The organism is Coprococcus sp. HPP0074 (assembly GCF_964238105.1).
Classification (GTDB): Bacteria; Bacillota; Clostridia; order Lachnospirales; family Lachnospiraceae; genus Faecalimonas; species Faecalimonas umbilicata.
Genome location: NZ_CAXSKS010000006.1, coordinates 59,266 through 84,410, shown reverse-complemented (window position 1 = coordinate 84,410; position 25,145 = coordinate 59,266). Strand labels below are relative to the sequence as shown.

The 25,145-nt window shown below is 41.3% G+C and carries 20 protein-coding genes; 2 read left to right on the top strand and 18 right to left on the bottom strand.

The features are described from left to right. Window positions 1–150: 150 nt before the first annotated feature. Entirely contained in the window at window positions 151–1,569 is a 1,419-nt protein-coding gene (locus ACESPO_RS08885; RefSeq protein ID WP_499788696.1) for a recombinase family protein, read from the top strand. 32 nt (window positions 1,570–1,601) lie between these two features. Further along, a complete protein-coding gene (locus tag ACESPO_RS08880) occupies window positions 1,602–2,153 on the top strand; it encodes a manganese catalase family protein (protein WP_499788753.1) in 552 nt (183 codons plus the stop codon). 93 nt (window positions 2,154–2,246) lie between these two features. Here the strand turns inward: ACESPO_RS08880 and ACESPO_RS08875 are convergent, their stop codons facing one another. From ACESPO_RS08875 to ACESPO_RS08790, 18 genes are all read right to left on the bottom strand, one after another. Further along, on the bottom strand, window positions 2,247–3,584 hold the full coding sequence (locus tag ACESPO_RS08875) for a S1C family serine protease (protein ID WP_008976478.1): 1,338 nt from the start codon (window positions 3,582–3,584) through the stop codon (window positions 2,247–2,249). A gap of 115 nt (window positions 3,585–3,699) precedes the next feature. Next, the gene (gene glmS, locus ACESPO_RS08870; protein WP_499788695.1) at window positions 3,700–5,526 is read right to left on the bottom strand and encodes a glutamine--fructose-6-phosphate transaminase (isomerizing); all 1,827 of its coding nucleotides are present in this window, start codon (window positions 5,524–5,526) and stop codon (window positions 3,700–3,702) included. A gap of 243 nt (window positions 5,527–5,769) precedes the next feature. Next, complete coding sequence (locus ACESPO_RS08865; protein WP_117501168.1) at window positions 5,770–6,921, bottom strand: hypothetical protein; 1,152 nt, start codon at window positions 6,919–6,921, stop codon at window positions 5,770–5,772. A 46-nt stretch (window positions 6,922–6,967) separates the two neighbouring features. Then, window positions 6,968–8,506, bottom strand: coding sequence for a cohesin domain-containing protein (locus ACESPO_RS08860; protein ID WP_499788694.1), 1,539 nt, complete (start codon window positions 8,504–8,506; stop codon window positions 6,968–6,970). A 30-nt stretch (window positions 8,507–8,536) separates the two neighbouring features. After that, entirely contained in the window at window positions 8,537–9,919 is a 1,383-nt protein-coding gene (locus ACESPO_RS08855; RefSeq protein ID WP_008976482.1) for an LCP family protein, read from the bottom strand. Between the two features lie 98 nt (window positions 9,920–10,017). Continuing rightward, a complete protein-coding gene (locus tag ACESPO_RS08850; RefSeq protein WP_499788693.1) occupies window positions 10,018–10,959 on the bottom strand; it encodes a glycosyltransferase family 2 protein in 942 nt (313 codons plus the stop codon). A 42-nt stretch (window positions 10,960–11,001) separates the two neighbouring features. After that, window positions 11,002–12,261, bottom strand: a complete 1,260-nt coding sequence (locus ACESPO_RS08845) for an LCP family protein (RefSeq protein WP_499788692.1) — start codon at window positions 12,259–12,261, stop codon at window positions 11,002–11,004. A 14-nt stretch (window positions 12,262–12,275) separates the two neighbouring features. Continuing rightward, on the bottom strand, window positions 12,276–13,679 hold the full coding sequence (locus ACESPO_RS08840; protein ID WP_008976485.1) for an undecaprenyl-phosphate glucose phosphotransferase: 1,404 nt from the start codon (window positions 13,677–13,679) through the stop codon (window positions 12,276–12,278). Between the two features lie 238 nt (window positions 13,680–13,917). After that, window positions 13,918–15,453 (bottom strand): DUF4367 domain-containing protein, encoded by a 1,536-nt coding sequence (locus ACESPO_RS08835; protein ID WP_499788691.1) that lies wholly within the window; start codon window positions 15,451–15,453, stop codon window positions 13,918–13,920. Window positions 15,454–15,458: 5 nt separating this feature from the next. Beyond that, window positions 15,459–15,974, bottom strand: coding sequence for a sigma-70 family RNA polymerase sigma factor (locus tag ACESPO_RS08830; protein WP_320853154.1), 516 nt, complete (start codon window positions 15,972–15,974; stop codon window positions 15,459–15,461). Window positions 15,975–16,189: 215 nt separating this feature from the next. Further along, entirely contained in the window at window positions 16,190–17,149 is a 960-nt protein-coding gene (locus ACESPO_RS08825) for a glycosyltransferase family 2 protein (protein ID WP_499788690.1), read from the bottom strand. A 7-nt stretch (window positions 17,150–17,156) separates the two neighbouring features. Next, window positions 17,157–18,998, bottom strand: a complete 1,842-nt coding sequence (locus tag ACESPO_RS08820; RefSeq protein WP_120091316.1) for a glycosyltransferase family 2 protein — start codon at window positions 18,996–18,998, stop codon at window positions 17,157–17,159. Window positions 18,999–19,014: 16 nt separating this feature from the next. After that, window positions 19,015–19,593, bottom strand: coding sequence for a GerMN domain-containing protein (locus ACESPO_RS08815; protein ID WP_120105807.1), 579 nt, complete (start codon window positions 19,591–19,593; stop codon window positions 19,015–19,017). A gap of 19 nt (window positions 19,594–19,612) precedes the next feature. After that, entirely contained in the window at window positions 19,613–20,455 is an 843-nt protein-coding gene (gene rfbD / locus ACESPO_RS08810; RefSeq protein ID WP_390109636.1) for a dTDP-4-dehydrorhamnose reductase, read from the bottom strand. Window positions 20,456–20,480: 25 nt separating this feature from the next. Beyond that, complete coding sequence (locus ACESPO_RS08805) at window positions 20,481–22,967, bottom strand: glycosyltransferase family 2 protein (RefSeq protein ID WP_390109634.1); 2,487 nt, start codon at window positions 22,965–22,967, stop codon at window positions 20,481–20,483. A 19-nt stretch (window positions 22,968–22,986) separates the two neighbouring features. Further along, on the bottom strand, window positions 22,987–23,592 hold the full coding sequence (locus ACESPO_RS08800; protein WP_499788689.1) for a hypothetical protein: 606 nt from the start codon (window positions 23,590–23,592) through the stop codon (window positions 22,987–22,989). A 25-nt stretch (window positions 23,593–23,617) separates the two neighbouring features. Continuing rightward, window positions 23,618–24,352 (bottom strand): ABC transporter ATP-binding protein, encoded by a 735-nt coding sequence (locus ACESPO_RS08795; protein ID WP_016439999.1) that lies wholly within the window; start codon window positions 24,350–24,352, stop codon window positions 23,618–23,620. A gap of 10 nt (window positions 24,353–24,362) precedes the next feature. Then, the gene (locus ACESPO_RS08790; RefSeq protein WP_008976496.1) at window positions 24,363–25,139 is read right to left on the bottom strand and encodes an ABC transporter permease; all 777 of its coding nucleotides are present in this window, start codon (window positions 25,137–25,139) and stop codon (window positions 24,363–24,365) included. Between the last annotated feature and the right edge of the window lie 6 nt (window positions 25,140–25,145).

Genomic DNA, 25,145 nt, shown 5'->3' with positions numbered 1-25,145 from the left:
GTCGTATATAACGCACACATCTCGAAGATGCGTACAATACTCACCACATATATTGTATCATCTTCGAGCAGTCATCGCAATCGAAACATATTTTCGGTGGCTGTTATTTTTATACCCTTTTTTACATAAAATTAGCAAGGAGTGATACACATGGTAAAATATGCTTATGGTTATATCCGCGTAAGTACAGACAAGCAAGAGGAGCTTTCTCCGGATTCACAAGAAAAGTTGCTACGCGAGTATGCCGCAAAAAATAATATTATAATTCTAAAATTTTTTTATGAACTCGGTGTTTCCGGCCGTAAGGCAGACAAGCGCCCTGAGTTCCAGGCCATGATTGGACTTGCCAAATCTCCGGATCATCCGGTCGATTTGATTCTTGTATGGAAATTCAGTCGTTTTGCCCGCAATCAGGAAGAATCTATTGTCTACAAGTCTTTGTTGCGCCAGAAATCCAATGTAGACGTTGTAAGCGTGTCAGAACCTTTGATAGACGGACCATTCGGCTCTCTGATCGAGCGAATCATCGAGTGGATGGATGAGTATTATTCTATTCGCCTTTCTGGAGAAGTTCTTCGCGGCATGCGCGAAAAAGCTGAAAAAAACGGATATCAGCTGAAGCCTCCTCTTGGATACCAGGCCGTAGGTTGTGGCAAACCTTACGTCATCAACGAGGAAGAATATAAAATTTACCAATTTATTGCTGACGAATATGATTTTCATAATACAAATTTTTCTACCATCGCTCGCAAGCTTAATGCTCTCGGCTTACGTACTCGGCTTGGAAGACCGTTCGAGCTGCGTACCATAAGACGTCTTCTTCAGAATCCATTTTACTATGGATTAGTTATTTGGAATGGTGTTTCTTTTATGGGCACTCACGAAGTCCGCCTGACAAAAGAACGATTTGATTCACGCATGGAGAAAATGCAGTCTCAATATGTTCCAATACACCGCAGAGAAGTTTCTAGTTGTCAGCATTGGATTTCCGGGCTTTTAAAATGTGGATATTGTGGCGCTACTATGTGTTTTAATGGTTCTCGGACATCCGTTACCGGATTCCAGTGTTACAAGTACAGCAAAGGAATCCATAAAGAATCTTGTTTTATCACAGAGCGTAAAGTTTTGGCAGCTGTCGAAGAATACTTCGAAAAACTTCTTGATGGGATGGATTTTGAGTATACCTATCGCCCGCCCAAATTTGCAAATTCTCTTTCCGAACGCGATCCTCTTTTGCAGGAGCTTAAAAGGATAGCCGTGCGAGAAGAACGTATAAAATTAGCCTATGAAAATGGAATCGACTCCATTGAAGAATATAAGCAAAACAAGGATCGTATCAATCAAGCAAAAGCTGATATCCAGTTGCAACTTGATGAATTAGATTCCTCTATCCAAAAATCTGCTACTACAAAAGAAGATGTCCTTGCGAAAGTTAAAACCGTGTATGATGTGATTAAAGATCCTGACGTTGACATGGAGACAAAGGGTAATTTTATGCGCAGCTTAGTGGAAGATATTGTTTATGATAAGGAGAACGGTAAGCTAATTTTCCATCTTTATTCCTCGTAAAGCCCTCTGTTGTGGGCTTTACATTATATTATATGTTTTTGCATTATGGTGGTCCCGACGGCGAACTCGCTGCATCTATGCGTTATCTTTCCCAGCGATATACAATGCCATACCGGGAAGTAATCGGAACATTGACGGATATCGGTACCGAGGAGCTTGCTCATATGGAAATGATCTGTGCAATCGTATACCAACTGACGAAAGATCTGACTCCGGAACAGATCAAAGAATCTGGCTTTGACAAATATTATGTTGACCATACTCTCGCACTCTGGCCTCAGTCTGCCGGAGGAACACCTTGGACTGCAACTTATTTCCAATCCAAAGGGGATCCAATCACTGACCTCCATGAAGATATGGCCGCAGAGCAGAAAGCTCGAACCACTTACGACAATATTCTCCGGTTGGTGAAAGATCCTGAAATCTGTGAACCAATCCGTTTTCTGCGGGAACGTGAGATTGTTCATTATCAGCGTTTCGGTGAAAGTCTCCGAATCGTTCAAGATCATTTGGACAGCAAAAACTTCTATGCGTTCAATCCTGAATTTGATATGAAATCTTGCTTCAAGTGCGACACTGAATAACATTCTAAAAGAGAAAGAGCATCCTTCTAAGAAAACCATTCATGGAAATGTTTTCGTTTTCTGAAGGATGCTCTTTTTTATTATCTTCTTTTCCTATCTCTTTGGAATTGCTGTTTCAGTCTGTTTTTCACTCAAGACAACTTCCACTTCTTTTTCTTCATATGAACCGTCTTTTCCCGGCATCTCTACCGTCAGTGTCACAGTTTCTCCCACACGGTAGTAAGAAAGTAAATTCTGGAGTGTTGTCATACTGTCTACACTGCTTCCGTCAAGCTCTGTAATGACTCCGCCACGCACAAGTCCTGCTTTCTCCGCTCCGGTTCCTTCGATGACATTTCTGATATAAACACCGGTCGGCATACCGTATAATTCGGCACTTTCTGCCTCCACGTTTGTGATTTCAACTCCTAAAAATCCTCTCTCATCTTCCGGTACCTGCTCCCTTGTTTCTTTGTTCATCAAAGTTGTGATCGTCTCATTTGCATCAGAAATTGGAATTGCATATCCCATTCCCTCTACCGCATCGCTGCTTACTTTCACTGTATTGATTCCGATCACCTCTCCATTCGCATTGACAAGGGCTCCACCACTGTTTCCCGGATTGATTGCAGCATCTGTCTGAATCAATTCTGCATCAAATCCTTCCATATCAATCTGTCTGTTCAATGCACTGACAATTCCTGTTGTCACTGACTGTCCATAACCAAGTGCATTTCCAATTGCAATTACCGGCTCCCCTACTTGAAGCTTTGTGGAATCTCCCAAGGTTGCTACTTTGATTTCTCCCATCGTCTCTTCTTCGATGTTCTCCAGTGGAACCGCAATGACTGCAAGGTCTCTTGATGCATCTGTTCCTTTAATCTTTGCTTCTGCACTTGACTCATTGATGAAGCTGACAGTCAATGTTGTACTTCCTTCCACAACATGATTGTTTGTCGCGATCAAAAGTTCTGTGTCATTTTGTCCGACAATGATTCCTGAACCGCTGCTTTGTACTTCCTGACTGCTTGTTCCTCCAAAGAAACTTTGTACTTGCTGTACACTCATATTTGTGATAGATACAACCGATGGCATCACACTGTTTACTACTTCTGACACATCAGATGTCACTGTGCTTGATGTTCTTGTCAAAGATGTACTGTCGACCTTCTTCTCAGAAGATTTTTCTGTCTTTACTTTTTCTCCGAAAAGAGCATTTCCCACGAAATTGGTTGTCTGAAACGCCGCACTTGCAATCACGCCAAATGCAACTGCAAAACAGAGCCCTCCTGCAATTTTCGCTGCTTTTTTATGATCTCGCGGTTTCTTTTCTTTTTTTCTGTGAGAAAAATCCGGATCTGTCTGTCCGAAATGAAAATCCGGTCCTCCATTCCCCGTTGCCTGATTTTGAAACTGATCATTTGGTGTATTATAATTATATTGATTATCCATAAACAAGTCTCCCTTCCTTTTCACATATTCTTTCGCTTTTGTGATTATCAGTATAAGCGATATTTGTGATGGAATTGTGTTCTCTTCGTTAAAAAAAAGTGTTTTTAGATCTTGTTTATTCCACTGTCACCGATTTTGCGAGATTTCTCGGCTTATCCACATCGCATCCTCTTCCGACTGACACATAATATCCAAATAGCTGCAGCGGAATGATCGCAAGTGAATTTGTAAAGTATTTATTTGTTTTTGGGATATAGAGAACGTAATCGGCGGCTCTCTCTACTTCCGTATTGCCTTCATTTGTAATTGCAAGAACAAAAGCACCTCTCGTCCTTACCTCAACCATATTGCTGATCATTTTCTTGTACAGATCTTCCTGTGTCAATACCGCTGCCACAAGTGTTCCTTCCTCGATCAGAGAAATCGTTCCATGTTTCAATTCTCCTGCCGCATAGGCTTCTGAATGGATATAGGAAATCTCTTTTAACTTTAAGGATCCCTCCATCGAAATCGCATAGTCAATTCCACGCCCGATAAAAAATATGTCCTTTGCAGCCAGATATCTGTTTGCAAATTTCTGAACTTTCTCCTGTTGCTTTAAGAGTACTTCTACCTGTTCCGGAAGTTTTCTTAAATCTGACAACATTTCTCTCTGTAATTCTGGTGCTATTTTTCCTCTCACACCCGCAAATTTCATTGCAAGAAGATACAGTGCTGCAAGCTGAGAGGAATATGCCTTCGTAGTAGCGACTGCAATCTCCGGTCCTGCCCATGTATACATCACATTGTCCGCTTCCCTTGCAATCGAACTTCCCACAACATTGACAATCCCAAGTACCTTACTTCCTTTTCTCTTTGCTTCGCGCAATGCCGCCAGTGAATCCGCCGTTTCTCCTGACTGACTGATGATCAGTACAAGTGTACCTTCTCCAAGGATTGGATCCCGATATCGAAATTCCGATGCAACATCTACCTCGACCGGAATTCTTGCCAGCCCTTCAAAAATGTACTTGCTCGTAACACCTGCGTGATATGCTGATCCACAGGCAACGATCATAATTTTTTGAATGCTTTTGATTTCCTCATCACTCATACCTAATTCTTCAATCACAATCTGTTCTTCTTTGATCCTCGGTGCAACAGTATCTGTAATTGCTTTTGGCTGTTCATACATTTCTTTCAGCATAAAATGCTCATATCCGCCCTTTTCTGCCGCATCTACATCCCACTCAATTCTTGTTGTTGTTTTCTCAATTGGTTCTTCATCCGCTGTAAAAAATGACAGTTCTTCTTTTGTCATCTTTACAATCTCCTCATTTTCAATAAACACCACATCTCTTGTATATTTCAAGACAGCGGGAACATCAGATGCAATGATATTTCCACCGTCTGTACGCCCTACGATCAGCGGGCTGTCTTTTCTCACAGCGTAAAGTTCTCCCGGATGATCTTTGAACAAAATTCCAAGTGCATAAGAGCCTTCCATTCGATGCATGATCTTTGTAATCGCCTCCAACGGATTGCCTTTGTAATAATCATCCAAAAGATGCGCGATCACTTCCGTGTCTGTCTCCGATTGGAACTCATATCCTTTTTTCTCTAATTTCTTCTTGAGTTTCAAATAATTCTCAATAATTCCATTATGTACTACCACAATACTTTCTTCCTTGTTGACATGTGGATGTGCATTCTGATCCGATGGTGAACCATGTGTTGCCCATCTCGTATGCCCAATCCCACTTGTCCCCGGAAGACCTTTCCCCTCTTGTGTCAATTCACTCAACACATGTAATCTTCCTCTAGACTTTGCAACTGCGATCTCCGCTCCGTTATAGACAGCAATCCCCGCAGAATCATATCCTCGGTATTCCAACTTGGATAATCCATCTAACAGTATCGGTGCCGCCTGTTCATTTCCTATATATCCTACAATCCCACACATGGTATAAGTCCTCCTTTTTGCACAAACATCCGTTTTTTTTGCATTTTCGTGTTGTATTGTAGCAAGAATATCGAATTTTGTAAAGCATTTTCTCAAATAGAAAAGCTGCCGCAGAACAAAATTACACTAGAAAACTGTTTCACAGATTTTATCTATGCACACATTTTCATAATTTTTTGTTCCACAACAGCTTTTATCCTGTCATGATTGCACAGTATTAGATTCTCATACTAAAATGTATTCTTAATCAAGATCAATGAAGTCCATGGAAAATGTCTTAGAGCGATCTTCCTCATCATCAAAGTCATCCTCGAAGTCGTCCTCATCATCAAAGTCGTCTTCGTCATCGTAATCCTCTTCGTAATCATCCTCTTCATATTCATCATAATCGTCATCAAACTCAGCCTCATCAGCATCTGTTTCATAGTCTGAAAGGTCATTTTCAAAATCATCGTCTTCCTGCATACCGAACAGCTCCATCTCATCCAGTTCTCGGTTGCGTCTGTGCAATTTAATTGCAAGAATCAACACCATCAGAAGAAGGAATGCGACAACCGCAGCCACTCCGATAACTGCCTGCATCAGATGTCCTTCCAACACACCTTTGATCTTCCCTTTGATTCCCGATGCGCTGTCTTTTTTTGTCTCCGGCGCAATAAATCTCTGGTAAGTTCCCTCTTTTGAATCATACTGATATAACTGTTTTTCACCATCACTGTTTTCTGCATAGACGATGTAATAAGAAGATTTATTCTCATCCTGCCATACCGGATAAGATTTTCCATTCAATGTCAATTCTGTATCTACATAATTCTCCGGCAGTTCTGTATCCGGCTTTTCTGTGAGAAGCGTGATCTTGTATGTATCTGAAATCTCAATTGCTTCTCCTGTCGTCTGTCCTTGCTGTTCGCTGCCAGTTTGCTCTGCCACCTCTGTCTCCCCTGGAAGTGCTGTGATTGCAGAACTTCCTGTTTCCACTTCAGTCAGCTGTGCTCCCACACTGGAGGTCACCTGGTAAGATGCGACATGGATCGACAAATCTCCTGCTTTTAATACTTTAAATTTCAGAGTTGTTCTTAATTCTGCTACTGTTCCATCCCCTTTTCCCGTATAGACCAGCGATCCTTTTTCACTTCCCTCTGTGACACCTTCTGCGCCCTCAAACTGCAGCGCGCTGGCATCATAAGTCAAAGTGACATTGGCCTCTCCAATTGCACCTGCTGTAGAGGCTACCGCAAATTTAATTTCAGCCGTCTCACCTGTCTTTACGCTTCTTCCCGTTTCTTCTGTCAGGTCAGAAAACATAATACTTCCATCTGCTGCCATTACCTGAAACGGCATCATAGCAATCAGCGCAAATGCTGCTAAAACTGCTTTTACTTTCTTCATCTTCATGCTTCGTACTCCCCTTTCATTGAAACTTTTCTTTCTACACTACTGGTTAGATTAAATCGATTCCTCTTTTTTTACCGCTTCTCTTATCGAAAAATCCTTCATCCTCGTCCAGAATCTCCCGCTCCAACTCATCATCATCGTCATCATCATAATAATCTAACAAATCATCATAAGCATCTTCCGACTCATAGTCTTCTTCGTAATCATAGTCATCTTCATAATCGTCCTCGGACTCGTCATAAGCATCCTCATAAGCATAGTCATCTTCCTCGGACTCATCATAATCCTCTTCGTAATCATAGTCATCGTCGTCAGACTCGTCATAATCCTCTTCGTAATCATAGTCATCTTCGTCAGACTCGTCATAATCCTCTTCGTAATCATAGTCATCGTCGTCGGACTCATCATAATCCTCTGACGAGAACCCTCTCGCTGCACGCGGATTTTCGTCATATTCCTGATCGTAATAATCATCCAGTTCTTCATTTCTATGGCGAAGTTTTACAGCAAGGATCACAATGAGCAGCAACATCATCAGGAAAACTCCCCAAGCCCCTACCATGATTTTCGGAAGATTCTCCTCTACAAATGTTGTCACCTTATTTGCAACAGAACCATCTTGTTTCTCTTTTTCTGCCGTTGGAGGAAGAAATCTCTGGTAGGTCTTCTGTGTGCTGTCGTACTGGTATAACCCTTTTTTTCCAGCATTATCCACTGCATATACCAGACAGAAATCAGCCAATTTTGTGTCAACTACATTCTGCCATGCAGGAAATACTTTCCCATTGATCTGAATTGTTGTTTCCTCATAATCTTCCGGAATATTTGCACTTTCTTTGTCATCTGTGATCAGAATATACGAATCACTTGATAAGTCTATCTTTTCAAACGCAGAGAAATGATCTGTCTCACTATCATATAAAAACAGGTTTCCCTCACCCTGCGTATCCATCAAATAAATCATCTTCTGACCGCTTCCGGTATGCACAAGGATTGTATGTGGGCTTCCCTCATATGTGAGCTGGCTCTTCTCATATCCTTCCGGGATCAGCGCTTCTGGAATATCATCTGCAATAAAATACTGCTTTCCATCCAGCTCAATCATAGTCTGTGTGCCTGGCTGCTGTGCAGCGGCCGGCTGTGTGCCATCTCCCGCTTCAATCTTAACCGCAGATGTCCCAAGTGTCAGATTCAATTCTTCACCGCCAAACGTATACGCTGTATATCCCACTGCCTGCAAAGTTGTCTCTCCCTCTGCCAAAGCCTTGAAGGTCATGCTGTATGCGAGTTCAGAATCTGTTCCATTTCCGGATGCAGAAAGCGTAATCGTTCCTGCTTCTCCAGTCGCATTGACTCCACTGACAAATTCCAGATAGGTCGGATCATAGGTAACCTGTACCTGACCGTCCCCGATCGGTCCCTCTGCTGTGTTGATCTTGACAGTTACTTCTATCGTTTCTCCTGCTTTTGCAGTAGGATCTGAGAATGACAATGTTCCGTCCGCCGCCAGTGCAGTCAACGGCATACATTGGATTCCCAGAAATAATACCAATAAAAATGCTGCTGTTTTCTTTGCTATCTTCATCCTCTTATCCTCTTTATCGTATGTTTCTTGTTATTGCGTCATCTCTTGACCGGTTCCGGTATCAACACCGCCAGTCTCTCCGCCTCCCATACTGTCTCCTACATCTCCACCGCCGAGATCACTTCCACCTCCGTCCGGTGAAATGGTTCCGTCACCTCCCGGCAAACCTGATTCTCCTGTTCCTGATCCCTCGATACTTCCCGAAGAATCTCCTGTTCCATAATCTGGTGTCTGAGTCTCTCCGCCAGTCCATACATCCTGTTCCGGACTTCCATACTCATAATACTGCGGTTCCGAATAGAAGTTTACTTCATCTTCCACAAAATCAGATCCATCCGAACGGTCCAAAGATTTATTTCTTATTTTTTCATCTATCGCAGTCACAGTGGAAGACACTTCATACTCCAGATCCGGAAATAAAAATTCATGCAGTTCTCTGACACTCTGGATCAGACTGTCTGGAATTACTACACTTCCGACACCACTTAGTGTATCACTCGTATTGGCTTCCGGGAATCCTTTCGTAGCGCCAATCTTAAGACTGGTTCCTATTTTGGCATACTTTAACATTTCCCCAAGTTCCATACTTGTTGCCACCTGAGGGAATACTTTATCCATGATGGAATTCAACGAAGAAAAACTTACCTTTTTTGCACTCTCCGCTATTTGCTCCAGAACAAAACGCTGACGCTCTGTCCTTTCAAAATCTCCTCCGGCTGTGTAGCGGATACGTGCGTACGATGTCGCCTGCACTCCATTCAGGTGATACGTTCCTGCAACTTCTGGTTCAATCTTTGTATAAGACTTTCCTGTCACCTCCGAAGTCTCCACACAATAATTATTCATATGCACTACTTCCGCATCAGACAATGTCACATCCATGCCGCCAAGTGCATCGATGACATCGACAAGTGCGTTGAAATTCACTGCAATATAATCCTCAATATTCAGATCCAGATTTTTATTGATCATCGCGACCGCTTCTTCCGGACCTCCGAATGCATATGCCGAGTTCGCTTTGTTCAGACTTCCGTCTTCCAGTTCTAACAGCGTGTCACGATATAAAGAAACCATCTTAATCTCTTTTGTTTTATTGTTCAGACTTGCGATGATAATACTGTCACTTCTGACACCTTCGCCTAACTCCCCATCTCTGGAATCCAGTCCAAACAATGCGAGATTCGTATATCCATCTCCAAGATCAATTTCATCTGAAATACTCAATTTCTTTGTGTCCAGCTTCGTCTGCTCAAGTTTGCCAAGCTTATCTGCCGCATAGACAACACCTACCGTGATCATCAAAAGCAATGCAATGACAAAAACTAATAAAATCTTCTTTCCCAGTGACCATGTGGAAAATCCATGCTTCCGTCTTCTCCTTGCACGTCTTCTTCTTGACTGTCTCTGTGTCATAATTGTATCCTTTCTTCTTTTCCTACAACTGTTCTTCTATGTTTTTATCCGTAAGCTATCTTTTATCATATCGCACTTATCAGCGAACTACAATGACTTTATGCGTTTTTTTGTGATTTCCAGTAAGTTTTATTCATCGTGCAGCGCAAAACAAGCCATTCCGGCATCTTCTCATAATGCAGCCCCAGTTTATATCCCAGAAACTTGCACCCACTCTGTACAATCAGACCGGGAATTTCCATCCCTTTCTTATTTTTCAGTAAATATTTGACTGTTGAAATCACAAGGCGCATTCCCTCGCTCTCGGATGAGATCCCAGCAAAAATCTCCAGATGATCTTTCTGCGAAACTGCAAGATCAAAATTTCTGTGAAACTGCTGTCTCCCACTGTAATTGTGAGAGTGGATTACTTTTGCATCCGCCGCATATGCGATGCCATATCCTGCCTTTATCATTGTCCCTGCCAGAATCATATCTTCATTAAAGATCGCCCGCGGTACAAATCCCCCCAGTTCTTTATAAACTGACTTTTTATAAGCGGCACATACATTTGAACAGAAGAACGTCTTAATTCCAAGTTTATCCACATCCTCAATCGTTTTTATTCTGCTTTCCTGTGGATAATTAAAGCTTCGCGTATAGCATTCCACCATCCGGCAGTCTTTATCCGGCAATTGCCTTGCATAACTTGCTCCGACTTTTGGATCTTGGAAAGGTTCCATCAGTTTTTCGATCAAGTACTGATCCTGCGGCACTGCATCCTGTGTCATAAAAATCAGGAATTCCTCGTCAGACAGTTCTGCGCCCATCCGTCTTGTTCCTCCATGATCAAACTCTTCTGGCCTGATTTCTATAATCTGTACTGTTTCGTATTCTTTACACCACTCTAACGAGACTCCCTCTGTTTTTGTATGGATCAGAAAAATATGCTCTGCCAAATGCGTCTGTTTTCTTAACCCTTCCAACAGTTTTTTTAATTTTTCATCCGGCCTATAGACCGGAATAATGACATCAGCTCTTTTTCTTCTTTCTTCTAACATTATTACACTTGTGTCCCCTGTCTTCCTGCTCTTTTTCTCTTCTTAGTAAGAGCCTTCGTAATTTTCACTTTCATAAACATCGGTCTCGTAACCGTCAGACTCATAACCACCGTATGGTTCTTCCGAATATCCTTCATCGGTTCCATACTCATCGGTATATCCATCTTCTACAATTGCTCCTGACATCACGTCAATCTCATGGCTGATTTCCTTGACCGTATCCGATACCTGATAGTCTTTCTCATTGAACAAAAATTCATGCAGCTTTTTGACATCCCCGTCAAAATCTGAAGGAACTACATAAGAGCCTTCATATCCATCCACTACATCTGTATCTGCAATACTATATGGGAATCCCTGTGTCTCTCCCAACTGATAAGAGAGTGCATTCGCTGCAATCCCAATCAGATCTTTAGAAGAAAAGCTCGTGGATACTTGCGGAAATACGACGTCTATAATCTTATCCAATGTTTTTAAATTTGCCTTCTGTGCTTTCTCTACAATCTTCTCGATCACAAGCCGCTGGCGCTCCGCTCTCTTGTAATCTCCTCCCGCCGTGGCACGGATTCTGGCGTAGGATGTCGCCTGCACACCATTTAAATGGTAAGTTCCTGTCACTTCCGGCTCGATTCTCTCGTAATCTTTGCCAGTCACTTCTGAAGTTTCCACACAGTAATTATTCATATGTACGACTTCCTCTGCAGTCAGTTCCAATTCCATTCCACCGAGTGCATCGATCACATCCGAGAGCGCCTTAAAGTCCACACTCATGTAGTTTTTAATATCCAGATCCAGATTTCGGTTCAGAAGTGCAATCGCCTCCTGCGGCCCTCCATACGAATATGCCGCATTCGCCTTGTCAAACGTACCGTCCTGCTGTTTTAACAGTGTATCTCGGAAAATAGAAACGACTTTTACCTCATTCGTCTCATTATTGATGCTGGCGATCATCATACTGTCGCTTCGCACACCGCTCTCAATGCTCTCACCTTCCCTGGCATCAAGACCAAACAGCGCTATATTTGTATACGGTCCGGTATCCTTATATACTTCCAGCTTATCTTCATCCAGAAAATTGAAATCAAGCTTGTCCATCTTTACTGTCGCATATGCAAAAACACACAATACACTGAGGATAATCACTTCAGCCACTAAAATACCGATTCTTCTTCTCCTCTTTTTCTTCTTCGCCCGTCTCTTCTCCTCCAGCGCACGTCGTCTCCGCTCCGAGGCGGATCTTGCTGCTCTCATCTCTCTTTCATCTTCCGGATATCGTCTCCCGGACGGTCTCTTTGTTCCCATCTATAATCTCCTTACTAATATGCATTTTTATTGATAAAGCCTTTAAAGAACGTCAAAATCAATATTTTAATATCCAACCCGATAGTCCAGTTTTCAATATAATACAAGTCATATTCGATTCGCTTCATAATAGAAGTGTCCCCCCGGTAGCCATTGATCTGTGCCCACCCAGTAATCCCCGGGCGTACTTGATGTTTGACCATGTAGCGCGGAATCTCTTCTTTAAATTTCTCTACAAAAAACGGTCGTTCCGGTCTTGGTCCCACAAGGCTCATCTCACCTTTCAGGACATTGAACAACTGCGGAAGTTCGTCGATGCTTGTCTTTCTCATAAATTTGCCGATCGGTGTCACGCGCGGATCATTCTGGACGGTCCACTTTCCTTTCTCTGCTGCTTTATCCTGCACAACCATTGATCGGAATTTATACATATAAAATGGTCTGTTGTGAAGTCCCACACGCTCCTGCTTGAAAATCAGCGGTCCTTCTGATGTCGTCTTGACAAGGATTGCTGCAAGCAGCATCACCGGAGAGAATAAAATAATTGCGACGATGGCTCCGAAAATATCCATCAATCGCTTCATCCATCGGTTCAATGTGTTGCTGAGTGGTACATGGCGGATATTGATGACCGGAAGTCCCAAAAGATCCTCCGTGTACGGTTTGGTCGGAATGATGTGATTATAATCCGGAATAAACTTCGTATGCACTCCTGATTTTTCACACATTGCAACAATGGATTCCAACTTGGAATACTCATTAATTCCAAGTGTGATCGCAATCTCATCCAAACGATTCTGCGGCAGGATGATCTTTAGATTTTCAATCGTACCAATCACCTTGACACCCTTATATTCCATTCCTCTCGGCTGATTGTCATCCAGAATTCCCCGGATGGTGTATCCCCACTCTGGATTTGCCTTGATCCGGTCAATGTATTGCTCCGCTGCCCGGCTGTATCCAATCAAAATCATATGTTTCTGATTATAACCGCGCTTCCGCATATCCCGCAGGAAATGCCGCACAAGATTTCTCATAAAAATCTCTGTCACAATATTCACGCAGAAAAAAATCGCGATCATTTTTCTGGAAAAATTTGCTTGCTCTATAATATACAACACGAATGTGAACACCATCAGCCCGATCGTGTTTGCCTGCAGAATATTCCATGCTTCCAGTCTCCGTCCACGTACCCGCTTCGGCGTATAAAGCTGGAATAAATAATACAACATTAAATAGCCCGGAACAATGTAGAGAAGTGCTCCCATATATTCATGAAGAGATAAAAACCACGGATCCTGCTGAAACAGTCCGCTCTTAAACCGAAGATACCATGCCAGAACATAAGAAAAAATAATCACACATGCATCCAGCACAACATGCATCCGGTTAAAATGTTTCTGATTATCTTTGATCAAAATTCATTCACCCGTTTCTCATCTATTGTTTATTTCATTTGATTCTATATCTATTTTTTTCCATTATCCTATATATAATACAATAAAGTTTTAAAAATCACAAGAAAAAGTGTAGTCTTTGTAATATTTTTGTAACAAAAAAGAACTTATGCGATGGAGATTTTTCTTTCTTTTCTCCCATCCACACAAGTTCTTTTTTGTCATCTGAATCTTTCATTCAGATTTCTGTCTGCTTTCTTTACTGGCTGATGTCCACATACGGAGTTGTCAGATACTCTCCATTTATCTCTATCTCATTTTGCGGATAAAAATGCAGATACATATTTGAAAGCTGATCTTCGTCTACCACATAGACTAATGTATATTCCATTTCCTCCCCCGGAGCAAGCGGACAAAACAGCCTTGATTTTACTCCCTTGATTCCCTCTGTAAAATATGGCTTGTCAAAATAAATTGGGAATGATCCTCCTCTTTCTGCTCCCCATTGGAGATCATATCCTTCATTTGCCGACCAGAATGTTTCCTGCGGATACACAAGCTTTCCCGCTTCTCCTTCCTGCATCACGGTAAGAATCGGTGCAATTGACACGCCCACTGTCTTATTCAAGTCTGTCTGAAACGCAGATACATTTTTCGCTTTCATCTTCACGATGACATACTTTGAATTCACTGTCTCTGCCTCTTTGTCTGCCCGTGCATCAAAAGTCGTCTGTCCTTCCTCTTCTCCAAGCCGATATCTCTGGTGTGCTTTTAACGACGTGTCTTCGTTCATCCAGTTTTCCATGTCTGTTGTAAAATATTGCTGCGAAAATGTATCTGTCGGAAGTGTATCTGACACTGCTGTACTAAGAACAGTAAATCTGATATCCTCCTCTTTGCTCAGATAAACTTCACTCAGATAATCCGGATATGACTCTGCCATCATCTCTCTCGTTGTGTCTTTTACTTCTTCGCCAACCTGATAAACCAATTCTTCTGAAACCCCATTGCTGCTCCGATACTCCTGCTCTGCTTCGGCTTTCTTGGTTGCATCTTTGTCTTTTTCCAGTTCTTCTGCAATTTCCGCCTCAGACGGATATGGCACAGTTTCCTCTAAGACAGTGATCTCCAGCCCGTTTGCAATTTTCACTAGTTCTTCCTGCTCTAGACTGCTCTCACTCCAAATCCAGACTCCATATCCCTCTTCTTCACTAAACAGATATACATCTGTAATCTCCCTATCGCTGTCTACTTTTTCATTTTTTCTCGTAAACAGATCTAACTTCTGTTCTCCCTCGACTGCGGTATAGCTGTCTTTCCGATATTCGGCAAAAACATTCTCCTCGAGCTGCGACATCCGATAAAGTTCTGCCGCATTATAAGAGATAATGGAAATACTATCTCCCTCCGCTGTCCCGTAGAGTTTCTTTGCCGCCCCTTCTTCTGCCTGTTCTGCTTCAAATCCCTTCGGAAGATATGTCGGATTCACTTCAATCTGGTGCGCTTCTTTCTGTTCTTTATCCACTTCAATATAATATTTCAGAACCTGTCCCTCTTCTTTCAGATGAACTTTCAGATAATAATTCACTGCTACTGCTGTAATGGAAATCCCTGCTGTCAACGCGGCAACTGCCGCAGCTGCCGGCCAGATTCTCTTTCTTCGCCGTATTACCTTTTTCTCACCGGAAATCCCGATCATATCATATGCCCTCTTAATCCCCTCATCTACACATTCCGGCACATCCACATCTTCCCTCAGCTTTTTCTTTACTTCTTCGTCAAATTCTTTCTTCATCTACATTACCCCCTCTGCATACTCGGTTCCATACAATACATGTGTTCAAACTGCTTTCTTCCTCTAGAAAGCCTGGACTTTACGGTATTCACTTCCAATTCCAGGATCTGTGCAATCTCCCGTATTTTAAATCCCTCACCATAGTACAGCACAAGAATGATCCGATATTTCTCATCCAATGCATCCAGAACGTCCTCAAACTCACATCTCTCCAACTCCCTGCTCTCTCCTCTGATCTGTGCTGCTTCCTCCAAAGGACACTCCCTCCTTCCACATCTTAAGATGTCATTACAATTATTGATCAGGATCCTTGTCAGCCATGTTTTAAAGTATTTTGCCTCCCTGAGGCTTCCAATCTTTTCGTAACAATCTATGACCGTCTCCTGAATCGCATCTGCAATATCATCTTCACTATTCAGATAACTTCTCGCCACTTTATAAAGATCCCCTTTGCATCGGTCAATCAGCTCTACAAAAGCCTGATCGTCTTTTTTCTTTGCTCTTCTGACAAGCTGTATCACAATTGCCCCTCCTCCCGTTGTTTTTTCTTGTAAATGTTTTTTCTTTTCAACTATTAGACGTGCCGCAAGCGGAAAAGGTTGCATTTTATTTTTTAACCGAAACAAAAAAGGCTATTGCAGCTTTTCTTTGCCTCTTCCTGAAACGCCTCCGGCGCCCATCGTTTTTGCAAATGTTCTGCTGCAACAGCCTTTTCATTCCTTTACTTTTTATATTCCTATTGAAAATATACAAGCAGATTCTTCCACAGTTCCTTTTGAATCTGCCAGTAACTGCCAAAATTTTTTCTCTGGAAAACAATCTTTTTCTCCCGATTATTTCGAGAAAGGCGTACTCCTTCTGCAAGTCCTTTTACATAAGTTTTCCCGAATCCTTTTGCGGCAAAAAAGATCGTTTTTGTGAGAAAACCAATCAGCAAAAATGGGCTATTCAATAAAATCTGAAGGAGCGGCATATTTTTATAAATCAGATAGACATTATTTCTCGATGAATATTTCACCTTAAATTCATTGTGCCTGGAGCCGCTCGTCCCGCTTCCCACATGGTAGACAACTGCTGACGGCTCATAGACATTGTAATATCCGTGAATCCTTGCACGGTATCCGATATCAATGTCTTCCAGATATGCAAAATGCTCCTCATCAAAATATCCAATCTCCTCAAAGACCGATTTCCGGTAAATTGCCGCTCCCGCGCATGCCGCAAACACCTTCCGGGAAGTCAGAAACTTTTCTTTCGTCTTATCTTTTCCGTTTGCCGATGCCCATCCGAGCGCTGAATAAGATGTCCCCGCACTGTCAATCAGTTCTCTTCTGTGATACTGCATCATCCGAGCCTCCACCGAAAAGATCCGCTCATCCTTACTGATACGATCCAACAGATTTTTCAAAAATTCAGGCTCCACTTCTGTATCATTATTGAGAAGCACTACAAACGGAGCCGCTGCCTTTTTGATTCCTTCATTGACCGCGCGGCAGAAGCCATAATTCTGATCCAGCGACAGATAGCAGCACTGTGGAAACCTCTCTTTCGCCAGGCTGGCGCTTCCATCCTGCGAACAGTTGTCTACAATGATCGTCTCAAAGGCAACCTCTCTCTGCTTTTCCAGAGCCTCCAGACAATGCTCCAGATACTTTATTCCGTTGTAGTTTGGTATAACGACTGACACATCGTACATCTATCTCTTAGCTCCTCTGATTATTTTTCAACGAATAATCCCACTTTGTCAGTGACAGATTACAATTGTAATACGGATCGCCTTTTTTCAGAAGCCCGATCCAATGACTTCTCATATATTCGATTTCCGTCTGAAACCTTCTGATTTTCTCTTTCGTATCCTCGGCACCTCTTGTCTTCGATTCGTAATGATACAGCTCTGCATACGGATCATAGACAACAAGATACCCTTTTTCTCTGACGCGCAGGCAGAAATCCACATCATTAAACGCTACTTTCAACTTTTCCTCAAGCCCGCCGACCTGCTCAAATACAGAGCGTTTTACAAGCATACATGCTGCAGTGACTGCACTGAGATCAAGCTGGATCGATGCCTTGTGGAGATATCCTGAAAACGCTCTTGGAAGCCCTACAAAGACACTTCCTGCAACGCCTCCAATCCCGATGATGATTCCTGCATGCTGGATCGTATTATCCGGGTAATATAGCTTCGCCCCGACAATTCCCACTTCTTTTCTCTGACAGTGGGAAAGCATCTCTGTTAGCCAGTCCCCGTTAATAATCTCCACATCATTGTTGAGAAGCAGAAGATAATCTCCTCTCGCATGACGAACACCAAAGTTGTTGATCGCGGAATAATTAAATTCCCCTTCCCAGGTGACGATCTTAATCTTCTCCCCTGCAATCTTTTTATAGAAGGCAAATGTTTCCGGCTCCTCACTATTATTTTCTACAATGATAATCTCATAATTCCGATAGCTTGTCTTTTCTCGAATCGAATCCAGACATTTTTTCAGCGCTTCCGACTGATCCTTATTTGGAATAATGATCGATACAAGTGGTTCCCCGCAGACTTCATATTTTACCCGGTAAAATCCAAGATCTTTCGTATGCTGTACGGTTCCCTTTGTACGGCAGCGGACAAGATGTTCCTCAATTGCACGCTTTCCCGCATCAAACGCATACATCTTGCTAGCCGGATTATCTGCAGTTGACGCCTTATGGACACGCCAGTGATACAAAATTTTTGGAATATGCACAATCTGCTTCGCCTGCTCCGTACAGCGAAGAATCAAATCATAGTCCTGCGCTCCGTTAAATTCCGGGCGGAATCCTCCTACACGCTTGATCAGATCACGGCTGGCTACGAAGAAGTGACAGATGTAGTTGTTGGAACGGAGAAGATCTAAGTTGAAATCTGGCTTTAAGTGCGGCTGAAAATGTTCTTTCAAATCAGTGGTCACCTTATCTTCATCCGTATAGATCACTTCTGCATCTAGATGCTCATTTACCGCTTTCGCAATCTCATACAGTGCATTCGGAGCGAGAAGATCATCGTGATCCAAAAGACCGATCAATTCTCCGGAAGCAATCTCCATCGCTCTGTTTGTATTCTGCGAAATTCCTTTATTCTCCGGAATTTCTACTTCTTTGATCCGCGCATCGTTTTTATATTCCTCCAGAATCTTTTTCATTTCCTTATTTTCCGGGCTTGCATTTCCAATACAAAGTTCCCATTCGGAGTAGGACTGGTTTTGAACTGATTCAATCATTTGCCGCAAAAATACCTGCGGAGTATTATAAACAGGAACTACAATGCTGATCAATGGCTTTCTTTTCCATTTTTCGTTTTTTTGCTTTTCCAGTTCTTCGGGCAAAGCCTTATGATTCTCATACCACTGCTCATAATCGACATCATCTGCCTGGAATCGCTCCGTAAGTTTTACCCAAAATTCTTTCGGACCATAATGCCTTAAATAAAGTATCCCCTTTTTAATGTTATAAGGGGATACTTTCTTCAAGACTTTTGTCCATTTAATTTTAAATGTCTTTGTCTCTTTTTCACTCATATTTTTCTAAAACCTTCTATTCGGATTCATATTTTGACAAATATCCCGGATATTCCGCATGACCTGTCTCAAGTTTTTTCCCGTCTACGGTTATCCGTATCGACTCTCCATCAAAAGCATCCAAAAAAGTATTACAGATACACCCTACTGTCAAGTACTCTCCAGAGGAACCCTGCCCATTCAGATAAGTAGAAAATTTTTCAGACAGATCCAACTGCAATGCCTTTTCCCCATCAATAGTCTTTTCTGTACAGCTGATTACTTGCGTATCTGCCGGTACAACTCCTTTTGCCACAAGTTGTTCCCAAATCTTTTCGGCTGATACGTCTTCCATCGCAACCTCTTCCGTTTCAAAACCAGACGCATCTTTATTTGCAAAATAGATTTTGATTTCCTTCTGTGACTGGCTTCCCTGCTCTGGCTCTGCAGACTGAGTTGATTCTTCCTTCTGTTGTGTTTCCTGCGTGCTTTCTTCGTCTTTTGTATCTTCTGTCTGAGTCTGTTCTTCCTTCGGCTCCGTTTCTTTCTGTCCACATCCAATCATACTCAGGATCAATACGAGAAAAATGCACATCTGTTTCCATCTGCTTTTCATGAAAATACCTTCCTTCATTCTAGCGAATCTCGCTAAGATATCTTTCCAACGCATCCTGCCATGTTGGAAGTCGGTGGAATCCATTTGCATCGAGCTTCTCCTTGCTCATTCTGCTATTCTTAGGTCTCTTTGCTTTTGCAGGGAACATATCGCTTGTAACCGGATTTACTTTCACCTCTACACCTGCCTGTCTGAAAATCTCTTTTGCAAATTCATACCAGGTACAGAGTCCTTCATTTGTCGCATGGTATCTTCCATATTTATCGCTCTCTACCATATCCACAAGCAATACCGCAAGATCATAAGTATACGTCGGGGATCCTACTTGATCGTCCACAACATTCAATTCTTCATGAGTTTCTGAAAGCTTCAGCATTGTCTTGATAAAGTTCTTTCCATTCACACCGAATACCCATGCAATACGAACAATAAAATATTTCTCCAGATACTTTTCTACTGCAAGTTCTCCTTCGTATTTCGTCTGTCCATATACATTTAGAGGATGTCTCTCATCATCCGGTTCCCATGGTCTTTCACCCTCTCCATCGAATACATAATCGGTACTGATGTAGATCATTTTTAGATCTAGTTTTTTACATACCTTTGCAATATTCTTGGTTCCTTCTGCATTGACTCTCCGACAGATTTCCACATTATCTTCCGCAGCATCAACTGCTGTGTAAGCCGCACAGTGGATTACTGCCTCTACCTCTGCTTCCGTAATAACCCTCTCAACTGAAACAGCATCTGTAATATCCATCTCTTCAATATCAACTGCAACTGCTGTATGTCCTCTCTTCTCCAGCTCATTTACCACATCATATCCAAGCTGTCCTTTTGTCCCTGTTACTAATACTTTCATCTGCGCCCTCCATTTTTAATCTGTTTTACCCCAAAGTAAATGGTGCCTGTGTGACAGGGAAATTAGGATTATAGAATGGATCCCCTTTTTCCAATATCTCCGGCCATTTCTTTTGGAATTTTTTCACTTCATTTTCAAACCGTGCCAGCTTTTCAGGTGTATCTTCATATCCTCTTGACTTCGATTCGTAATGATACCATTCTGCAAACGCATTATAGACGATCAGCTTATCCAACGAGCGGAGCTGAAGGCAATAATCCACATCATTACATGCAACTACAAACTGTTCATCAAAGCCGCCTACTTGTAAGAACAACTCTTTTTTGGTCAACATACATGCCGCTGTCACAGCACTGTAATTACAATTGATCATCGCTCTTACCATGTAGCCATAGTCATCCCTGCCAATTCCTGTATTGACATGACCTGCATATCCTCCAAAACCTACAACAACACCTGCATGTTGCACCGTATCATCTTCATATAAAAGTTTAGCACCAACAGCTCCCACTTCTTCTCGCATACAACATCCCAGCATTTCCTCTAATGCATGCTCTGAAATCATTTCCGTATCATTGTTTAAAAACAACAAATATTCACCGTTTGTATACTTCACCCCGAAGTTATTGATCGCAGAATAATTGAAGCTGCCTTCCCATGTAACTACTTTTACATTTTCAAATTCTTCCTGAATCTTTTCGTAATAAGAAAAAGTTTCTTTCTCTGTACTATTATTTTCTACCACAATCATCTCAAAATTTCGATAACTGCTCTTCTCCTGAATAGATCGAATACAGACATCAAGATCCTTAGTGTGATCTTTGTTTGGAATCACAATAGAAATCAGTGGGTTTCCTGGTGTCTCATATTTCACATGATACATTCCCCACAGCCCTTGGTGCTCTACACTTGCCGCAATATTCATCCGCTTTAAGTGAGCCTCGATTGCGCGTTTTCCTGCATCATATGCATACATTTTACTTGCCGGATCACCTGCTACTGAATTTTGATGAATTCTCCAATGGTAAAGAATCATAGGAATATGTTTGATTTTTTCTGAATTTTCAATACATCTAAACATCAGATCATAATCCTGCGATCCATCATATTCTGACCGGAATCCCTCGATTTTGTTCATGATGGAATGCTTTACTACAAAAAAGTGTGTGATATAGTTGTGGGACCGGAAAAGATCCATGCTGAAATCCGGTTTAAAATTCGGATCATTGTGTTCTCTCCCATCTCCACTGATCTTATCCTCATCAGTATACAAAATATCATAATCATCTTCCTGCAGGGCATTGACAATCTCATATAATGCATTTTCTGCCAAAATGTCATCATGATCAAACAATCCAATATAATCTCCCGTTGCCAATTCTAATGCAGCATTTGTATTATCTGCAATTCCGAGATTCTTCTCTAATAAACGATACTTAATTCTTGAATCCTTCTTTGTATAGTCCTCCAGAATTGCTTCTACAACCGGATCCCCTTCACTGCCATCTGCAATGCAAAGTTCCCAGTTTCCATAAGTCTGATTCACAACAGAATCAATCATCTCTCTTAAAAACACTTCCGGTGTCCGGTAAGTCGGTACAATAATGCTGATTTTAGGCTGTTTATCAAAAACAGTTTTTCTCTGCTGATCCAATTCTTCTCTAGATGGCAGATTTTCTGTAAACCACTCCGCATACGACTTTTCTGTTCGGTTGACTCCCTGTATGATATAAGCTTTTAATCCTCTGACACCATTGACACGAATATATTTGACCACTTTCTTTACGGTTCTTGGATTTGTTTTTTTAATTCCCTGTTTAATAAAACCAACTGTTGATTTGATTCTCTGCTTTTTTAACAGTTTCTGCGGTTCTAAATAGACATTAATTGCATTTATTCCATCTGACAAACGCAACTTGTATCTTTTTTCTCTCTCATATGGAAATTCTAAATGAAATCCACATCTACAATTTTCCTTGGAAACAAATCCTGCTTCTATCAAATCAGTACGATTTAAGACCTGAAGTACTACTTTCTTTTCAGTCTCAGTATTATCAAACACCTGAATTTTCATTTTTCCTGTTTTTGCATTGGAAAATGCCCATCCAGATACCACAATTTTTTCACGATCAATGTAATATTGCTCTACATTGTGTGAAATCGTGCTACGATCAATAATCTCTTCTATTTCCTTCTTGTCAAGCTTTTTGATAAGTTTTTTTTCTTTCCCAGACTGGAGATAAAATCGAAAATCTTCGATGTCCTTTTGAGGATCCACATAAACTTTTATATGAAATCCACACATCTTATCTACTTTCATCTTTTTAAACTTTTCTGCCACATCCGGACGCTTGATTTTCTTTAATCTGTTTGGAACTACCTTCCCATTGATCTCAGTAATTATTTCTAATGGCTGTCCATTTTTTTCAAATGCCCATCCATTAATCCTTATATAAGCTTCTTCAGGTTTTATCCGGTATTTTATTACGTCAATACAACTTTTATACTGCATGCTTCCTCCAATCTGCCTTCTATTTCAAAAATCTGTACAACAACTTCACGAAGCCAACGACATAGAGTTGTAATCCGATCAGAACAATAAAATCTTCCCAATTAAATTCTTTTGCCTGCACTTTCATTACAAGTGCCTGATCCTGTTCCTTTCCACTTACTTTCAGCACTTCTGCACTCTCTGCCTTCTTCGTCGTAAAAATACTGATTCCTTCTCCGTTGTTGATTCCATCTGCTGCAATTGTAAAGCGATACTCTTCTCCCTTACTTTCTTTCACCTCTGGAAAAGTAATCTCTTTGTAATCATTGTCTGTCACTTCAGAAACTTTCAGTACTCCTTCTGCGATTACCGAATCATCTTTTATATTGACAAGCTCATACGTCATCTTGCTATCGTTCACTCGTCCCCATGTAGATGTGCGAACAAACAGCCCATTCATTCCGTTATACTCTGCCGTAAATTCCTGCTCAATCTTTGCTGTCCCGCTAATCTCACCCACATTCTGATATTCGGCTGCATCTACCGTTGTATCATATACCGGCTGCTTCCACTGCCCATATGCATGAACTGCACCGACAGCTACCATCAGAAGTATCATGATGATTGTTTTTACTATTCTTTTCATAATAAACCTCACTTCTGTTCTTCTTTTAGTATGCCTGTTCATAAAGAGCACAGACTTCCTCTGTCGGTCCGATCATTTTGACCTTTCCTTTTTCAATCCACACTGTTTTTGTACACAGTTTCTTCACCTGATCAATACTGTGAGAAACAAATAAAATCGATGTATCCTTCTTCATCATTTGTTGGATACGCTTCTCACACTTTTGTTGGAAACGAAAATCTCCAACAGAGAGCACTTCATCTACAATCAAAATATCCGGTGTACCAATCGTTGCAATCGCAAATGCCAGTCTTGCCAACATTCCTGAGGAAAAGTTTTTGATCGGCACATCCATAAAATCTCTCAGTTCTGAAAATTCCACAATATCCTCATAGTGTTTTTCCATAGACTTACGATCGTATCCAAGGATTGCTCCATTTAAAAACACATTTTCTCTTGCTGTAAGATCATGGTCAAATCCTGCCCCCAATTCTATCAGCGGCGCTACCGTTCCATAAACTCTCACACTTCCCTTAAACGGCTTTAAAACACCAGCAACTGTTTTTAAAAGTGTACTTTTCCCACAGCCATTTAAACCGATCAGCGCAACAGACTCTCCTTTTTCCACAGTAAGGCTGACATCCTGAAGCGCCATAAACTCATCATACTCAATCTGGTTTTTAATTTTTTTAATAATATACTCTTTGATACTGTCAATCCGTTCCCGTGATAGATGAAATTTTACAGAAACATTTGAAACTTCTACCATAATTTCCGACATATTTTCTCTCCTAAATATTAAGAATAAATTTATCCTGATTCTTGTAAAATACGAACAATCCAAGTAGGAATGTGCCGATTGCAATGGTAACACTTGTCAAAAGCTGTCCCACTGTCGGAAGCGTGTTATAGAACATTAGATTTCTAAACATATTTAAAATTCCTGTCAGCGGATTTAATTCTACGAAGAAACGTATTTTTGCCGGCAAGATAGAAATCGGATAAATAACCGGTGTCAAATAAGTTAATGCAGTAATCAATACCCCATATAAATGGATGATATCTCTGAATTTTACGGCTACTGTTGCCAAAAGCAGACCAATCCCCGTTGAAAAAATAATCAGTATCCCCATTGGAACAACAAGAAGCAATACAGTAAAGTTTAATTCAATACCAGAAAATACCATTACAACAATAAGCGCACAGAAAGAAGCCATCACATTGACAACACTCGATGCAACTCTGGAAAGTGTAAATAAGTATTTCGGAATATACACCTTTTTGATCAAAGGTGCATTATTGATGATCGATGACATCGCACTTGATGTTGACTCTGAAAAAAAGTTAAACACAACTTGTCCGCTTAAAATGTATAGCGGATAATTTTCCACCTGAAATTTGAAAATATGCGAAAATACGACCGACAATACAAGCATCATGAGTAACGGGTTCAAAAGTGTCCACAATACACCTAAAATAGAACGTCTGTACTTTGTCTTAATATCTCTTGTGACCAACTCCATCAAAAGTGGTCGGAATTTCAAAAAATTCTGTATATATACTGACACAGTTTA

Bases quoted from the DNA above. Each gene is read 5' to 3' on its own strand.
- ACESPO_RS08885 (WP_499788696.1), top strand. From the start codon at position 151: ATGGTAAAATATGCTTATGGTTATATCCGCGTAAGTACAGACAAGCAA.
- ACESPO_RS08880 (WP_499788753.1), top strand. From the start codon at position 1,602: ATGTTTTTGCATTATGGTGGTCCCGACGGCGAACTCGCTGCATCTATG.
- ACESPO_RS08875 (WP_008976478.1), bottom strand. From the start codon at position 3,584: ATGGATAATCAATATAATTATAATACACCAAATGATCAGTTTCAAAAT.
- glmS (WP_499788695.1), bottom strand. From the start codon at position 5,526: ATGTGTGGGATTGTAGGATATATAGGAAATGAACAGGCGGCACCGATA.
- ACESPO_RS08865 (WP_117501168.1), bottom strand. From the start codon at position 6,921: ATGAAGATGAAGAAAGTAAAAGCAGTTTTAGCAGCATTTGCGCTGATT.
- ACESPO_RS08860 (WP_499788694.1), bottom strand. From the start codon at position 8,506: ATGAAGATAGCAAAGAAAACAGCAGCATTTTTATTGGTATTATTTCTG.
- ACESPO_RS08855 (WP_008976482.1), bottom strand. From the start codon at position 9,919: ATGACACAGAGACAGTCAAGAAGAAGACGTGCAAGGAGAAGACGGAAG.
- ACESPO_RS08850 (WP_499788693.1), bottom strand. From the start codon at position 10,959: ATGTTAGAAGAAAGAAGAAAAAGAGCTGATGTCATTATTCCGGTCTAT.
- ACESPO_RS08845 (WP_499788692.1), bottom strand. From the start codon at position 12,261: ATGGGAACAAAGAGACCGTCCGGGAGACGATATCCGGAAGATGAAAGA.
- ACESPO_RS08835 (WP_499788691.1), bottom strand. From the start codon at position 15,453: ATGAAGAAAGAATTTGACGAAGAAGTAAAGAAAAAGCTGAGGGAAGAT.
- ACESPO_RS08825 (WP_499788690.1), bottom strand. From the start codon at position 17,149: ATGTACGATGTGTCAGTCGTTATACCAAACTACAACGGAATAAAGTAT.
- ACESPO_RS08820 (WP_120091316.1), bottom strand. From the start codon at position 18,998: ATGAGTGAAAAAGAGACAAAGACATTTAAAATTAAATGGACAAAAGTC.
- ACESPO_RS08815 (WP_120105807.1), bottom strand. From the start codon at position 19,593: ATGAAAAGCAGATGGAAACAGATGTGCATTTTTCTCGTATTGATCCTG.
- rfbD (WP_390109636.1), bottom strand. From the start codon at position 20,455: ATGAAAGTATTAGTAACAGGGACAAAAGGACAGCTTGGATATGATGTG.
- ACESPO_RS08805 (WP_390109634.1), bottom strand. From the start codon at position 22,967: ATGCAGTATAAAAGTTGTATTGACGTAATAAAATACCGGATAAAACCT.
- ACESPO_RS08800 (WP_499788689.1), bottom strand. From the start codon at position 23,592: ATGAAAAGAATAGTAAAAACAATCATCATGATACTTCTGATGGTAGCT.
- ACESPO_RS08795 (WP_016439999.1), bottom strand. From the start codon at position 24,352: ATGTCGGAAATTATGGTAGAAGTTTCAAATGTTTCTGTAAAATTTCAT.